Origin of the sequence: Pseudarthrobacter sp. P1, from assembly GCF_050156935.1 — a bacterium.
Lineage (GTDB): Bacteria > Actinomycetota > Actinomycetes > Actinomycetales > Micrococcaceae > Specibacter.
Map to the genome: position 1 here is coordinate 768,188 of NZ_CP189584.1, position 15,074 is coordinate 783,261.

Below are 15,074 nucleotides of genomic sequence, written 5' to 3' on the forward strand. Positions count from 1 at the left end.
ATCTACCAAAACGGCCCCCAAAACCACCCCCGCCTCCGCCGCCGGGGACGGCAAGCGGCTGCTGGTCATTGATGGCCATTCGATGGCGTTCCGTGCCTTCTACGCCCTGCCGCCGGAGAACTTTGCCACCGACTCCGGCCAGCACACCAACGCCGTGCACGGATTCACCTCCATGCTGCTGACCATGATCCGCCAGCAGAAGCCTACGCACGTCGCCGTCGCCTTCGACCTGGACACCCCCACCTTCCGATCGCTGGAATACACCGAGTACAAGGGCGGGCGGAACAAGACGCCCGAGGAGTTCTACGGGCAGATCGACCTGATCACCAAGGTCATGGATGCCATGCGCATCCCCACCATCTCGATGGACGGCTACGAGGCCGATGACATCATCGCCACCCTCTCCGTGCAGGGCGAGGCCGCCGGCTGGGATGTTTTGGTGGTCTCCGGCGACCGCGATGCCTTCCAGCTGATCACCGACAAGGTGCTGGTGCTCTACCCCAAGAAGGGCATCTCCGACATTCCGCCGATGGATGCGGCGGCCGTGGAGGCCAAGTACCTGGTCCCGCCGAACCGCTACTCGGACCTGGCCGCCCTGGTGGGGGAGAGCGCCGACAACCTGCCGGGCGTCCCCGGCGTCGGGCCCAAGACGGCCGCCAAGTGGATCACCCTCTACGGCGGACTGGATGGCATCCTGGAAAACATCGACGCCATCGGCGGCAAGGTGGGCGATTCCCTGCGCGAGCACGTGGATTCGGTCAAGCGCAACCGCCACCTGAACCACCTGCTGCGCGACCTTGAGCTGCCGGTGCCGCTGGCGGAGATGGAGCTCCAGCACCCGGACCGGGAAAAGATCGAGGAGCTCTTCGACGCCCTGCAGTTCAACACGCTGCGCAAGCGCCTCTACGACCTCTTTGGCGAGGAGGAGGTGGCCGACGACGGCGAGGGCCACCAGGTGCCCGAGCACCGCAGTGTGGACACCGCCGCCGGGCTGCAAAAATGGCTCGCCGCGGGCAAGGCCGGCGCCAAGACCGCCGTGCAGGTCATGAGCGTGCCGGCCGGCCTGCTGACCGCCGCCGTCGGCGTGGCCCTCGTCCGCCCCGACAGCGCCGTCGTCGTTGATCTTGAAACCGCCGATGCCGCCCTGGATGCGGCCCTTGGTGCGTGGCTGGCCGACGCCTCGGCCCCGAAGGTGGTGCACGAGTACAAGGAGGCCATCAAGGCCCTGCACGCCCGTGGGCTGGTGCTCGACGGCGTGGTGGATGACACCTCGATCTCCGGCTACCTGATCCAGCCGGACCGCCGCAGCTACGAACTCGAGGACCTCAGCCAGGTGCACCTGAAGGTCACCTTCTCCGCCGCTGACTCGGCCACGGCCGGACAGCTGGAGCTGGGCCTGGAGAACGAGGCGGGTGCCCGCGACGCCGTGCAGAAGGGCTACGTTGCCCTGCTGCTAAGCGAGAATTTTGCCCCGCAACTGCTGGAACGCGGCGCCGCCGCCCTGCTCACCGGCATGGAGCTGCCGCTGGCGCGGGTCCTGGCCCAGATGGAACTGACGGGCATCGCCGTCTCGGCCGAGCGTCTGGCGACCCTGCTGGCGGACTTCACCGCCGCCATGGAAGCGGCGCAGGCCGCGGCCTTTGCCGCCATTGGCCATGAGGTCAACCTCGGTTCGCCCAAGCAATTGCAGACGGTGCTCTTCGAGGAACTGGCCCTGCCGAAGACCAAGAAGATCAAGACCGGCTTCTCCACCGATGCCGAGTCGCTCAAGACGCTGCTGGAGAAGACCGGGCACGAGTTCCTGGCCCAGCTGATGGCCCACCGCGAGGCCTCCAAGCTGAAGCAGATGGTGGAGACGCTGAAGAAGGCCGTGGCCGACGACGGCCGCATCCACACCACCTACGCGCAGAACGTGGCAGCAACGGGCCGCATCTCCTCCAACAACCCCAACTTGCAGAACATCCCGATCCGCTCCGAGGAGGGCCGCCGGGTCCGCAACGTCTTTGTGGTCAGCGAGGGCTACGAATGCCTGCTCTCCGCCGACTACTCGCAGATCGAAATGCGCATCATGGCGCACCTGTCCAACGACGCCGGGCTGATCAAGGCCTACGCCGAGGGCGAGGACCTGCACCGCTACGTGGGCTCGCACATCTTCAACGTGGCCCCCGCAGAGGTCACCAGTGCCATGCGCTCCAAGGTGAAGGCCATGTCCTACGGCCTGGCCTATGGCCTGACCAGCTTCGGCCTGTCCAAGCAGCTGGAAATCTCCGTGGACGAGGCCCGGACACTGATGAAGGACTACTTCGACAGGTTCGGCGGCGTCCGGGACTACCTGCGCAGCGTGGTGGACCAGGCCCGGGTGGATGGGTTCACGTCCACTATCGACGGCCGACGCCGCTACCTGCCGGACCTCTCCAGCACGGACCGCCAGCTGCGTGAGCTGGCCGAACGGGTGGCGCTGAACTCGCCCATCCAGGGCTCCGCCGCCGACATCATCAAGCACGCGATGCTGGGCGTGGCGCGCGAACTGGCTGCCCAGGGGCTGAAGTCGCGCATGCTGCTGCAGGTCCACGATGAATTGGTGATCGAGGTGGCACCGGGGGAGCGCGACGCCGTCGAGGCCCTGGTGGTGGCCCAGATGGGCGGCGCCGCGGACCTGTCCGTCCCGTTGGACGTCCAGGTGGGTGCCGGTTCCAGCTGGCACGACGCCGGCCACTGACGCCGGCGCAACGGGTCTCCACACGCCCGTTCCTCGTCCCCAGCCGCTCCCACGGCTCGCAGGCTCGCCGCGAGTCCCTCGCGGCTGTGGGCCCCGGTCGGCCACCGGGGACTTTCGGTGATCGAGTCTGTCGAGATCCGGCCGCGCGGAGATCCGTCCGCGCACCACCCGGGTCCCGGCACGCTCGATCCCCGACGGCCTAGGCTCGCTTGTCCCACCCGGCGTGGGCGGCCAGCTGGAAGGCCACCCACGCCGCCGTCGTGTTCACGGCCAGCAAGGAGATCAGCACCAGCAGCTGGATGATGCCGGCGTCGATCGGGGCCGCCCCACCGAGGATCATGCCGACGAAGGCTCCCGGCAGTGTCACCAGCCCGGCCGTGCGGGTCTGGTCCAGCCCCGGCAGCACCGCCTCGCCGGCCACGTGGCGGGCCACCAGCCGGCGCGCAGCCGGCCACTGGAAGCCTAGGGCGACGGCGGCCTCCACCTCGCCGCGGCGGCCGGAGAGCTCGTCGGCAATGCGCCGCCCGGCCAGCGTGGTGGTGGCCATCGCCCCGCCGATCTGCTGGCCAACCACGGCGATCAGCGCCAGTGATTGCAGCGGCAGGACGCCGGACAGGAACATGGTGCCCGCCACGGGCAGCGTGCCGGCGGCGATCGGCACCGCTGCCATCCACCACCGCCCCTTCGGCGCCACCCGGTGTCCGGCCGTCCACACGGCCACGGCAAACATGACGCCCACAAACCCCAGGGCCAGGCCCGGATAGGGGCTCACAGCGGCAATGACCACCGCCACCACGGCCAGCTGCACCAGGGCGCGGGCGCCGGCCAGCAGCATTTCGCCCATCCGGCGGTGCAGCGCCAGCCGCCACATGGCCGACGCAGCAGCCAACAGCCCGGCCAGCACCAGCCAGCTGGCGGGGCCCGTATTGAGCAGCGTTGAACCTTCCACCTGGCCATGCTCCCACGCCCGCGGGGCCGGGGCCGCGCTCCGGACTGTGTCGGTTAGGCTGGCACCGTGAGCGAGCACACCTTCTCTTCCGGTCCCCACTCCTACAACCTCCGATCCTTCCCTGTGACCAGCCCGGCCGGTCCCGCCCTGGCCAAATGGATGCAGGCCGTGGGTGCGGGCTTCCTTGACCGTGAAATGTCCCCGGAGGCCATCGACACGATCCTTGCCTGCGATGCCCGCGACGGCCGCGTGGCCACCGGCGTGTACGTGGACACCGTCCCGGCGGGCGCCCTGGACGCCGAGTACCCGGTGGCCACCTATGCCGCACACCGCAAGACGCTGAATACCGGCGCCGCGGCGCCGCTGCCCGTGCACATGATCACCGCCGTCACGGTGCGCACCAGCCACCGCCGCCGCGGCCTGCTGCGCGCCATGATCACCGCCGACCTGCAGCAGGCCAAGGACGATGGCCTGCCGATGGCCGCCCTGACGGCCTCGGAGGCCACCATCTACGGCCGGTTTGGCTTCGCCCCCGCCACCCACCATGCCAGCGTGGAGGTCGACGCCGGCCCCACCTTCGGCTTCCAGGTCCCGGCGGCCGCCGCGCACGGCACCGTGGAACTGGCCGATCCCGTGGTGGTGCAGGAGCTGGAGCCGGTGCTGTTCGAGCGGATCCACGCCGCGACCTTTGGCTCCATCGGACGCCAGGATGCCTACCGCCTGTCCTCCAGCGGCTATTGGAGCTACGCCAAGCCGGAACGGGACAAGTCGGTGCGGGCCGCGCTGCACTACGGGCCCGACGGCTCGGCGGACGGCTACGCCACCTACCGGTTCAAGGGCTGGGACACCACCCCGCACACGGTGGAAGTGGTGGATCTGCTGGCCACCACGGAGGAGGCCTACCTGGCTCTGTGGAACTATCTGGGCTCGCTGGACCTGGTCCAGCGCGTCGTCTGGCACGATGCCCCGCTGGAGGATGCGCTGGAATGGGCCCTGACCCACAACCGCGGCTACAGGCGCACCCGCATCTCGGACCACCTGTGGCTGCGCATCCTCGACACACCGGCGGCGCTGGCAGGACGGCGCTACTTCAGCGACGCCGCCGTCGTCCTGGCCGTGGTGGACCCGCTGGGGCACGCCGGGGGCACCTTCCGGATCGAGGCGTCCGGCGGCAGCGCGACAGTGGCCGAGCTGGGCCCCGAAGCCCCTGCCGACGCCGAAGTGGGCATCGCCGAGCTGTCGGCCATGTATCTGGGCGGGGTCAGCGCCCGGACGCTGGCTGCCGCCGGCCGCATCAGCGAATTGGTGCCCGGTGCCGCGGCCCGCTGCGACGCCTTGTTCGCCAGCCCCGTCCGCGCGCACAGCCTGGCCACTTTCTAGCCTGGCCCACGTCCAGGGGAGCCGCCGGGCCGCGGGACCTCAGGACTCCGCGGCGTGGGCGGCCCGGTACCGCGGGTCCACGGCTGCGGGGGTCGCGTTGGGCGGCACCGGTTCGTGCCGCAGATAGCTGCGGCGGAAGCGGCCTGCGCCGGCGGTCAGCGCATGCAGTTCGATGGCGTAGCGCAGCAGCTCCTCCTCCGGAACCTCGGCACTGATTTCGGTGCTGTCCCCGCCGGCCGCCAGCGTTCCGGTCAGGCGCCCGCGGCGGGCGGAGAGATCGCTCATCACCGCGCCCACGCAGTCGGCCGGGACGCTGATGGCTACCGCCGCGACGGGTTCAAGCAGCTGGATGCGGCCGGCTGCCGCCGCTTCGCGCAAGGCCAGCGCCCCGGCGGCCTGGAAGGCGGCATCCGACGAGTCGACGCTGTGGGTCTTGCCGCCGACGAGCGTCACCCGGATGTCCACGACCGGGAATCCCGCCGACACGCCCTTGTGCATTTGCGCCCGGACGCCCTTCTCCACCGAGGTAATGAATGCTCCGGGGATCACCCCGCCGACAATCCTGTCCACGAACTGGAACCCCGCACCGCGGCCGAGGGGTTCGACTTCGATGTCGCACACGGCAAATTGGCCATGGCCCCCGGACTGTTTGACGTAGCGTCCATGGCCGGTGGCCGGGGCGGCGAACGTCTCGCGCAACGGTGTCACGACCTCGACAGTGGACAGCTTCACGCCCTGGTTGCGCAGCCTGTCCAGGACCACCTCGGCGTGCGCTTCCCCCATGCACCACAGGATCAGTTGGTGGGTTTCGGCGTTGCGTTCCACCCGCAGCGCCGGGTCGCCGGCCGTCAGCTTCCCCAGGCTCTTGGCCAGGGCGTCTTCATCGTTGCGCGAGGCCGCTTCGATGGCAACGGGCAGCAGCGGCTCGGGCATTTCCCACGGGTCGATCAGCAGGGGAGCCTCCTTGGCGGAGACGGTGTCGCCGGTCTCCGCGCTTGCCACCTTGGTGAGCGCGCAGATGTCTCCGGCCACGCTGTAGGGCACCGGCCGCAGGGTTGAACCCAGCGGGGAGTGCAGGTGGGTGAGCCGTTCGTCGCTGTCGTGGTCCTGGTGGCCCCGGGCGGACAAACCGCGCCCGCTCACATGCACCGCCGAATCCTCGCGCAGCGTGCCCGAGAAGACGCGCACCAGGGCAATGCGGCCAAGGAACGCGTCGATGGTGGTGCGCACCACCTCCCCGACGAGCGGTCCGGCGGGATCACAGGCCAGCGGCCCGGCCGGCGTGCCGGCAAGATCCGTCACGGCCGGCAGGCCGCGCCCCACCGGGGACGGGAGGGAATGCTCCAGCACCGCGAGCACTTCGGCAAGCCCGGCACCGGTCTCGGACGAGGCGCCCAGCAAGGGAAAGAAGGATCCCCGCGCGACGGCGGTCGCGAGGGCGCCGGCCAGGATGTCCGGGGCGATCTCCTCGCCGCCGAGGTAGCGGTCCATCAACGCCTCGTCCTCGGTCTCGGCAATGATCCCCTCGATGAGCACACCGCGCCCGTTCTCGGATGCGGCACGTTCGGCGGCGTTGGCGTCCCGGATGGTGGGACGGGGATCGCCCGCGGCGTACTCCGACACTGTCCCCGACAGCAGCCCGAGCCATCCGGTGATGGCCCCGCCGGTCCGCACGGGTTGGTAGATCGGCACCACCTGGCCGCCAAAGGCCTGTTGGCAGGCGGCGACGACGCCGTCGTAGTCCGCCCGCGGATGGTCGAGCCGGCTCAGCACCACCGCCCGCGGCATGCCGAGCCGTTCGCATTCGCCCCACAGGGCGGCCGTCCCCACAGCAGGGCCCTCAACGGCCGACACCACGAACAACACCGCATCGGCCGCGCGCAGCCCGGCGCGCAACTCTCCGGTGAAATCGGGGTAGCCCGGTGTATCGAGCAGGTTCACCTTGACGCCGTCCAGAAGCAACGGCACCACGGAGAGCGAGACGGAGCGTTGCTGGTGGATGGCTGACGGATCCGAATCGCTGACCGTCGTCCCGTCCTCGATCGAGCCGCGGCGCGAGATGGCGCCGGTGGCGGCGAGCAATGCCTCCACCAGCGTTGTCTTTCCGGCGCCGGAATGGCCAACCAGGGCGACATTGCGGATCATCCCGGGCCTGTCGGCAGGCGTGTCGGTCCGCCTGGCGGCTGGCGTGTCGAACAGTTGGGGATCGGCGGCGCCCCGTCCCGGACCCTTCGCTGGACCACTCGTGCCTTTCACCGACATGTGTACCTCCTGGCGTCGTGTCCAGCTACCCGCGCTCGAGACTCGTTTACATCAGATTCGACACCCTGAGGCGGCCGGACGGCAAGGGCCTGCCGCCGGGACCCGCCCGGCGGCAGGCTTTTGCCTTCATTGCGGGAACCTACTAGACTAAACGGGCGTGTAGTGCGCAGATTCTTCGGCCACAAACCGGGCATCTGGCCGCATGCATCCATGTTCTACCCATAATTCAGGCCCGGCGGACCGGCAACTGCATGGTCCACGCGTGCCTGCGAATCCAACTATCCACATCGGAGCCCCTACTACATGACCATCACGACCCCCGAGAAGACCGGTACCCCCGTAGTCGCCATCAACGACATTGGTACTGCTGAAGACTTCCTCGCAGCCGTAGACGCAACCATCAAGTACTTCAACGACGGCGACCTCGTCGAAGGTGTTGTTGTCAAGGTTGACCGCGACGAAGTTCTGCTCGACATCGGTTACAAGACCGAAGGTGTCATCCCCTCCCGCGAGCTCTCCATCAAGCACGATGTTGATCCCGGAGACGTTGTCTCCGTTGGCGATCAGGTCGAAGCCCTGGTGCTCACCAAGGAAGACAAAGAAGGCCGCCTGATTCTCTCCAAGAAGCGCGCTCAGTACGAGCGTGCCTGGGGCGACATCGAGAAGGTCAAGGAAGAGGATGGTGTCGTTACCGGTACCGTCATCGAGGTTGTCAAGGGTGGTCTTATCCTCGACATCGGTCTGCGCGGCTTCCTGCCCGCCTCCCTCGTGGAGATGCGCCGCGTCCGCGATCTGGCTCCGTACATCGGCCAGAAGATCGAAGCCAAGATCATCGAGCTGGACAAGAACCGCAACAACGTGGTTCTGTCCCGCCGTGCCTGGCTGGAGCAGACCCAGTCCGAGGTTCGCTCCACGTTCCTCAACAAGCTGGAAAAGGGCCAGGTTCGTCCCGGCGTTGTGTCCTCCATCGTCAACTTCGGTGCCTTCGTGGACCTGGGCGGCGTGGACGGTCTGGTTCACGTTTCCGAGCTGTCCTGGAAGCACATCGACCACCCGTCCGAGGTTGTCGAAGTTGGCCAGGAAGTCACCGTCGAGGTTCTCGAAGTGGATCTGGACCGCGAGCGTGTATCGCTCTCGCTCAAGGCTACGCAGGAAGACCCGTGGCAGACCTTCGCCCGCACTCACGCGCTGGGCCAGGTTGTCCCCGGTAAGGTCACCAAGCTGGTTCCGTTCGGTGCGTTCGTTCGCGTCGAAGACGGCATCGAGGGCCTGGTTCACATCTCCGAGCTGGCCGTGCGCCACGTGGAGCTGGCCGAGCAGGTTGTCTCCGTTGGCGACGAGCTCTTCGTCAAGGTCATCGACATCGACCTCGAACGCCGCCGCATCTCGCTGTCCCTCAAGCAGGCCAACGAGGGCGTCGACGCCGAAGGCACCGAGTTCGACCCGGCTCTGTACGGCATGGCCGCAGAGTACGACGAAGAGGGCAACTACAAGTACCCGGAGGGCTTCGACCCGGAGTCCAACGAGTGGCTTGAGGGCTACGAGACCCAGCGCGCAACCTGGGAGCAGCAGTACGCTGACGCCCAGGCTCGCTGGGAGTCCCACAAGAAGCAGGTTGCCCAGCACGCTGCCGAGGACATCGCAGCTGCCACCGGTGGCGACAGCGAGTCTGCTTCGACGTCCTACTCCTCCGAGCCGGCCGTGTCCGACGCAGGTGCAGGCACGCTGGCTTCCGACGAGGCCCTCGCCGCTCTGCGCGAGAAGCTGACCGGAAACTAGTTTCCACAGCAACACCACGAGGCGGGTCCCTGCGCAAGCAGGGGCCCGCCTTTGCGTTAACCCCTCCCGGTGATTGAGCGCAGCCAAGACCCGTTGGTCGAGCGAAGCCGAGACCTCCCGCGCCCGGCCCTGTCAGCCCGGCAGGTCCACCCAATCGGTGCCGGCCGGTTCCAGTCCGGCCGCGCCGGCCGTGAGCGAGGCAAGCCGCTGGCGTGCGGCCTCGATGGTGGCGGGCTCGTCGGGCAGGGCGATCCCAATGTGAGTCTGTGCGGCGTCGTAGCCGTTGCCGGTCATGGCGTAGCCGGCGCTGCGGAGATCGTTTTCCAGCCGGGCGGCCGCCGCGTGGGGGAGCGAGACGGTGAACAGCCCCAGCCGCCGGCGCGCCACCAACGGAGCCGCATCCAGTGCGGCCGAGACGGACTCCGAGTAGGCCCGGACCAGTCCGCCGGCCCCGAGCAGGATGCCGCCAAAGTATCTGACGACGACGGCGGAGATGTCGCTCAGCGCGGTGCCGTCGGCGGTTCGGTGCTTGGTGAGAGCCTCCAGCATGGGGATTCCGGCTGTGCCGGAGGGCTCGCCGTCGTCGTTGGAGCGCTGGACGGACTGGTCCGGCCCCAGCACAAAGGCGGTGCAGTGGTGCCGGGCGTCATAGAACTCCCTGCGCAGCTCCGCAACCAGCGCACGGGCGGCCGCCTCGTCCTCCACCCGCCGGAGCACAGTGATGAACCGCGACCGCTTGATGCTCAGCTCGTGCCGGAAATCGCCCCCGGCGGCCAGTGTGGTGTAGCCGGTGGCCGTGCTGGGGGTTTCATTCTCGGTCGCATCCACCGGTCCAGTTTAGTCTGGAGGCATGCTTTCCCTTGGCCTCACCGGCGGCATCGCGTCCGGCAAATCCTTGGTCTCCGCCCGGTTCCGCAAACTCGGTGCCGTGGTGATCGACGCCGACGCCCTGGCCCGCGCCGTCGTCGAACCGGGGACGCCCGGGCTGGCGGCCGTGGTGCGGGAGTTTGGCCCAGGCATTCTGGCGTCCGACGGCGCCCTGGACCGTCCGGCGCTGGGCGCCCTGGTCTTCGGCGACCCGGACCGGCTGAAGGCCCTGAACGCCATCACCCACCCGCTGGTTCGCGCCGAGGCGGCCCGGCTGGCCGCCGCTGCGGCACCGGGGCAGGTGGTGGTGCAGGACATTCCGCTGCTGGTGGAGACCGGGCAGGGCGCCGCGTTCCATCTGGTGGTGGTGGTCGACGCGCCCGAGGAGCTGCAGCTGGCGCGGATGCAGGCCCACCGCGGCATGCCCGAGGCCGACGCGCGGTCCCGGATGGCGGCCCAGGCCACGCGCGCGCAGCGGCTGGCTGCGGCCGACGTCGTGATCGACAACAGCACCAGCCCCGCCGAGGCGCTGGCCCAGGTGGAGGCCCTGTGGCGGGACCGGTTGGTGCCCTTTGCGGCAAATCTGCGCGATGGCTCGTGCGCGGCCTGGTCCTGCACGCCTAGCTCCTGTCAGGCCGGGCCGGGCACCGATGGCCGGCCTGAGCCTGAACCCGTCCTGGACCGCCTGGCCGGGCGGCTGGCCGCCCGGATCCGGCATGCGGGCAAGGACCTGGTGCTGGGCATTGAACGCTCCGCCACGGTGCCCGGCGGGCTTGCCCTGGATGTCCTGGTGGGCGGCGCGGCCCAGGCCGCGGCACTGGGGGAGCTGCTGCCCGCCTCCGGATTCCCGCGGTGCCGGGATCCTGAAACCGGCGCAGGGGCAACCGGCGTCCGCAGGTTCTGCTCCGCGGACCCCGGCGCCCCGGCCGCCGTCGTACTTCGGACCGGGGCCCCACAGGCACACTGAAGGGCAACCAGAGTGGCAGCGGGGCACTGGCTGAGGCCGGCCCGCCGGCTTAACGCCGGTGGGCCGGCCCCCGGGGAGGACCGGCCCACCACTGCATGGATGTGCGCTGGCGCGAACGCCTACAGCGCGGGGCAGGTGATGGTTGTGCCCTTGTACTCCTGGACGCCCGGGCCAAGCTCCCGGCAGATCTCAAGCACCTGGTTGACGCCAATGCCGATGAAGATGCCAATGATGATCGTGGCAATGATGGCGAGGATGCTGACGATGACGCCGATCAATGCCGGGGTGTTCTTGAACCCGGCCTTCTTGGACTTGGACATCGCGACGAGTCCAAGGATCAGGCCGACGAGGCCGAAGCCAACAAACGGGAGCACCAGGGCAATGATGCCCATCGTCTTGCCCGGATCCTGGGCGGGGGCCATCGGGTAGCCGCCGGGGTAGGCCTGGCGCACCGGATAACCGGCAGCGAACGGCTGCTCGGAGGGGTAGCTGCCCGGGGCGGGTGGCTGGAAGGCGGGGGGCTGCTGGTAGGCCGGCGGCTGGTAAGGGCCCGGTGCGGACTGCTGTTCCGGATTGTTCTCGCTCATGGGGTCCTCATTCATGGTGGGCGTGATGGGTGCGCGGTGATCGCGACATCATTCTTGCACGGCGCCATTCCGTCGCGCGGAATTTGGCGCGGCGGCCTCCCACGGCCCGCAGCGAACACTCTTATCTGTGTCACCGGCACGCGGTAGCGTTGGACTATGAGTCTTGCCCAGGAAATCAACCGCGTCGTCGCCCCGTTCGAGGTCATCAGCGAATTCCAACCGGCCGGCGACCAGCCGGCAGCCATCGAGGAGCTCACCGAACGCATCGGCAACGGTGAGAAGGACATCGTCCTGCTGGGCGCCACCGGAACGGGCAAATCGGCGACGACGGCGTGGCTGATCGAGCGCGTCCAGCGCCCCACGCTGGTGCTGGTCCAGAACAAGACCCTTGCCGCCCAGCTGGCCAACGAGTTCCGCGAGCTGATGCCCAACAATGCGGTGGAGTACTTCGTGTCCTACTACGACTACTACCAGCCCGAGGCCTATGTGCCCCAGACGGACACCTTCATCGAGAAGGATTCCTCGGTCAATGAGGAGGTGGAGCGGCTGCGGCACTCGGCCACCAACGCCCTGCTGACCCGCCGCGATGTCATTGTGGTCGCCACCGTTTCCTGCATCTACGGCCTGGGCACGCCGGAGGAGTATGTGGCAGGCATGGTGACGCTGTCCCGGGGTGCCCAGATGAACCGGGACGACCTGCTGCGCAAGTTCGTCAGCATGCAGTACGCACGCAACGACATCGACTTCCACCGCGGCACCTTCCGCGTGCGCGGTGACACCGTGGAGATCATCCCGATGTACGAGGAGCAGGCGCTGCGGATTGAATTCTTCGGGGACGAGATCGAAAAGATCTACACCCTGCACCCGCTCACCGGGGAGGTCATCCGGGAGGAGACGGAAATGTACGTCTTCCCCGCCTCGCACTACGTGGCGGGGCCAGAACGGATGGGCCGTGCCATCACTCGGATCGAGGACGAGCTCGCCGCGCGGCTGAAGGACCTGGAGGGCCAGAACAAGCTGCTGGAGGCCCAGCGGCTGCGCATGCGCACCACCTATGATCTGGAAATGATGCAGCAGATGGGCTTCTGCAACGGCATCGAGAACTACTCCCGGCACATTGACGGACGCGGCCCGGGCACCGCCCCGCACTGCCTGATCGACTACTTCCCCGACGATTTCCTGCTGGTGATCGACGAGTCCCACGTGACGGTGCCGCAGATCGGCGCCATGTACGAGGGGGACATGTCCCGCAAGCGGACCCTGGTGGACCACGGCTTCCGGCTGCCGTCGGCGATGGACAACCGGCCGCTGAAATGGGATGAGTTTCTGGAGCGCGTGGGCCAAACAGTGTACCTGTCCGCCACCCCCGGCAAATACGAGCTCGGCAAGGCCGATGGCTACGTCCAGCAGATCATCCGCCCCACCGGCCTGATCGACCCGGAGATCATCGTCAAGCCCACCAAGGGCCAGATCGACGACCTGCTGGGGGAGATCCGCACCCGGGTGGAGAAGGATGAGCGCATCCTGGTCACCACGCTGACCAAACGGATGGCCGAGGACCTCACCGACTACCTGCTGGGCCACGGCATCAAGGTCCAGTACCTGCACTCCGATGTGGACACCCTGCGCCGCGTGGAGCTGCTGCGCGAGCTGCGAATGGGCGTCTTCGACGTCCTGGTGGGCATCAACCTGCTCCGCGAGGGCCTGGACCTGCCCGAGGTGTCGCTGGTGAGCATCCTCGACGCCGACAAGGAGGGCTTCCTGCGCTCGTCCACCTCGCTGATCCAGACCATCGGCCGCGCCGCCCGCAACGTCTCCGGCCAAGTCCACATGTATGCGGACCGGATCACCGATTCCATGGAGCGGGCCATCGACGAAACCAACCGCCGCCGCGAGATCCAGGTCCAGTACAACCTGGACAACGGTGTCGATCCGCAGCCGCTGCGCAAGAAGATCGCCGACATCACCGACACCCTGGCCCGCGAGGACGCGGACACCAAGGAGCTGCTCGAGTCCACCGGACGCATCCGCGGCAAGGTCAAGGGCCCCGCCGTCGTCCGCCATGACGGGCTCGCTGCCGCACCCGCGGAGGACCTGGTGGGGCTGATCGCCAGCCTGACGGAGCAGATGCACGGAGCCGCGGCCGAGCTGCACTTCGAGCTGGCGGCCCGGCTGCGCGACGAGGTGGGGGACCTGAAAAAGGAACTGCGGCAGATGCAGGCGGCCGGGCACGCCTGAGATGGGATAGACTTAAGGAACGTAGGGGAGTATCCCAAACGCTATTTCCGTCAACACGTAGGGCAAAGACGCCCTGCCGGGTATAGCGGCTGTCTGTTCCAGGCAGCGGAGAGACTTATGCCGATCCGCTGTACCCTGTGAAAGGTTCCTACGTGCCCACCCTACCCTTGTTGTTTGAAATCGGCTCCTTTGCCGTCCTCGGCCTGATTCTGCTGGCCGACCTCCTGATGGTGCTCAAGCGCCCGCACATCCCCTCCATGAAGGAATCCGGCCTCTGGGTCGGCTTCTACGTAGCCCTCGCCCTGGTGTTCGCCGGGATGATGTTCGTCTTCGCCGGTCCGGAACACGGCGGCCAGTTCGTCGCCGGCTGGGTGACCGAATACAGCCTGAGCATCGACAACCTCTTTGTCTTCATCATCATCATGGCCCGCTTTATGGTCCCCAGGAAGCTCCAGCAGGGCGTGCTGATGGTGGGCATCGTGATTGCGCTCATCCTGCGCGGCATCTTCATCCTGCTGGGCGCCATCGTGATCGAGCAGTTCAGCTGGGTCTTCTACATCTTCGGTGTGTTCCTGCTCTGGACCGCCTACAAGCAGGCCAAGGACGACGGCGGCGACGAGGAAGAGGGCGCCGAAAACCCGCTGATCGCCAAGCTCCGCAAGGTGCTGCCGATGAGCGAGAACTACGACGGCACCAAGCTGCGCACTGTGGTGGATGGCAAGCGACTGTTCACCCCGATGCTCATCGTGTTCGTCACCATCGGTGTCACCGACCTGCTCTTCGCCGTCGACTCCATCCCGGCCATCTTCGGTCTGACGCAGAGCGCGTTCATCGTCTTCACCGCCAATATCTTCGCCCTGATGGGCCTGCGCCAGCTGTACTTCCTGCTGGGCGGTCTGATGAACCAGCTGGTGTACCTCAAGCACGCGCTCTCGATCATCCTGGCCTTCATCGGTGTGAAGCTGATCTTCCACGCCATGCACGTCAACGAGATCCCGTTCATCAACGGTGGACACCACATCGAGTGGGCTCCGGAGATTCCGACGTTTGTCTCGCTGGCTGTCATCGTCGGCACCATCGTGGTGGCCGTGGGGGCCTCCCTCCTCAGCCCGGCAGGCAAGCAGGCCAAGATCGATGCACGCCTGGCCGCCGACGCCGAGGAGAACGCGGACAGCACCAGCCACTAGCTGCTGCACCTAGACTGACGACGGCGGGGCCCACCAATTCCGGTGGGGCCCGCCGTTCTGTGTCCGGCCACGGTCTAGGTGGTTTCGGCTACGCTCGACCAGCGGAACCGGCGGGGTCTCGCTCCCCACCCGCCCCCTA

Annotated in this window: 10 protein-coding genes; 6 read left to right on the plus strand and 4 right to left on the minus strand. The window is 67.9% G+C overall.

The window, feature by feature from the left end; genetic code table 11:
* The first annotated feature begins 82 nt into the window (after positions 1-82).
* Positions 83-2,719 (plus strand): DNA polymerase I, encoded by a 2,637-nt coding sequence (gene polA, locus ACQCSX_RS03510; protein WP_427018959.1) that lies wholly within the window; start codon positions 83-85, stop codon positions 2,717-2,719.
* 199 nt (positions 2,720-2,918) lie between these two features.
* Here polA and ACQCSX_RS03515 read toward each other — a convergent pair whose 3' ends face one another.
* A complete protein-coding gene (locus ACQCSX_RS03515) occupies positions 2,919-3,668 on the minus strand; it encodes an ABC transporter permease (protein ID WP_427017695.1) in 750 nt (249 codons plus the stop codon).
* A 66-nt stretch (positions 3,669-3,734) separates the two neighbouring features.
* Here ACQCSX_RS03515 and ACQCSX_RS03520 point away from each other — a divergent pair, with 66 nt between their 5' ends.
* Positions 3,735-5,048, plus strand: coding sequence for a GNAT family N-acetyltransferase (locus ACQCSX_RS03520; protein ID WP_427017696.1), 1,314 nt, complete (start codon positions 3,735-3,737; stop codon positions 5,046-5,048).
* Positions 5,049-5,087: 39 nt separating this feature from the next.
* Here ACQCSX_RS03520 and ACQCSX_RS03525 read toward each other — a convergent pair whose 3' ends face one another.
* Positions 5,088-7,310: an elongation factor G-like protein EF-G2 gene (locus ACQCSX_RS03525; RefSeq protein WP_427017697.1), complete on the minus strand. Its 2,223-nt coding sequence runs from the start codon at positions 7,308-7,310 to the stop codon at positions 5,088-5,090.
* A 303-nt stretch (positions 7,311-7,613) separates the two neighbouring features.
* Here ACQCSX_RS03525 and rpsA point away from each other — a divergent pair, with 303 nt between their 5' ends.
* Positions 7,614-9,089, plus strand: a complete 1,476-nt coding sequence (gene rpsA / locus ACQCSX_RS03530; protein ID WP_427017698.1) for a 30S ribosomal protein S1 — start codon at positions 7,614-7,616, stop codon at positions 9,087-9,089.
* Between the two features lie 132 nt (positions 9,090-9,221).
* Here rpsA and ACQCSX_RS03535 read toward each other — a convergent pair whose 3' ends face one another.
* Positions 9,222-9,917 (minus strand): IMPACT family protein, encoded by a 696-nt coding sequence (locus ACQCSX_RS03535; RefSeq protein ID WP_427017699.1) that lies wholly within the window; start codon positions 9,915-9,917, stop codon positions 9,222-9,224.
* Between the two features lie 22 nt (positions 9,918-9,939).
* Here ACQCSX_RS03535 and coaE point away from each other — a divergent pair, with 22 nt between their 5' ends.
* Positions 9,940-10,923: a dephospho-CoA kinase gene (gene coaE, locus ACQCSX_RS03540; protein ID WP_427017700.1), complete on the plus strand. Its 984-nt coding sequence runs from the start codon at positions 9,940-9,942 to the stop codon at positions 10,921-10,923.
* A gap of 119 nt (positions 10,924-11,042) precedes the next feature.
* On the opposite strand, the gene ACQCSX_RS03545 is transcribed toward coaE, so the two are convergent.
* On the minus strand, positions 11,043-11,510 hold the full coding sequence (locus tag ACQCSX_RS03545) for a DUF4190 domain-containing protein (protein ID WP_427017701.1): 468 nt from the start codon (positions 11,508-11,510) through the stop codon (positions 11,043-11,045).
* A gap of 156 nt (positions 11,511-11,666) precedes the next feature.
* Between ACQCSX_RS03545 and uvrB the strand changes: the two genes are divergently transcribed.
* Complete coding sequence (uvrB, locus tag ACQCSX_RS03550) at positions 11,667-13,748, plus strand: excinuclease ABC subunit UvrB (protein ID WP_427017702.1); 2,082 nt, start codon at positions 11,667-11,669, stop codon at positions 13,746-13,748.
* 152 nt (positions 13,749-13,900) lie between these two features.
* Positions 13,901-14,935 carry a TerC family protein gene (locus ACQCSX_RS03555; RefSeq protein WP_427017703.1) on the plus strand — a complete coding sequence of 345 codons (1,035 nt, stop codon included), beginning with the start codon at positions 13,901-13,903 and terminating at the stop codon, positions 14,933-14,935.
* The last annotated feature ends 139 nt before the right edge of the window (positions 14,936-15,074 follow it).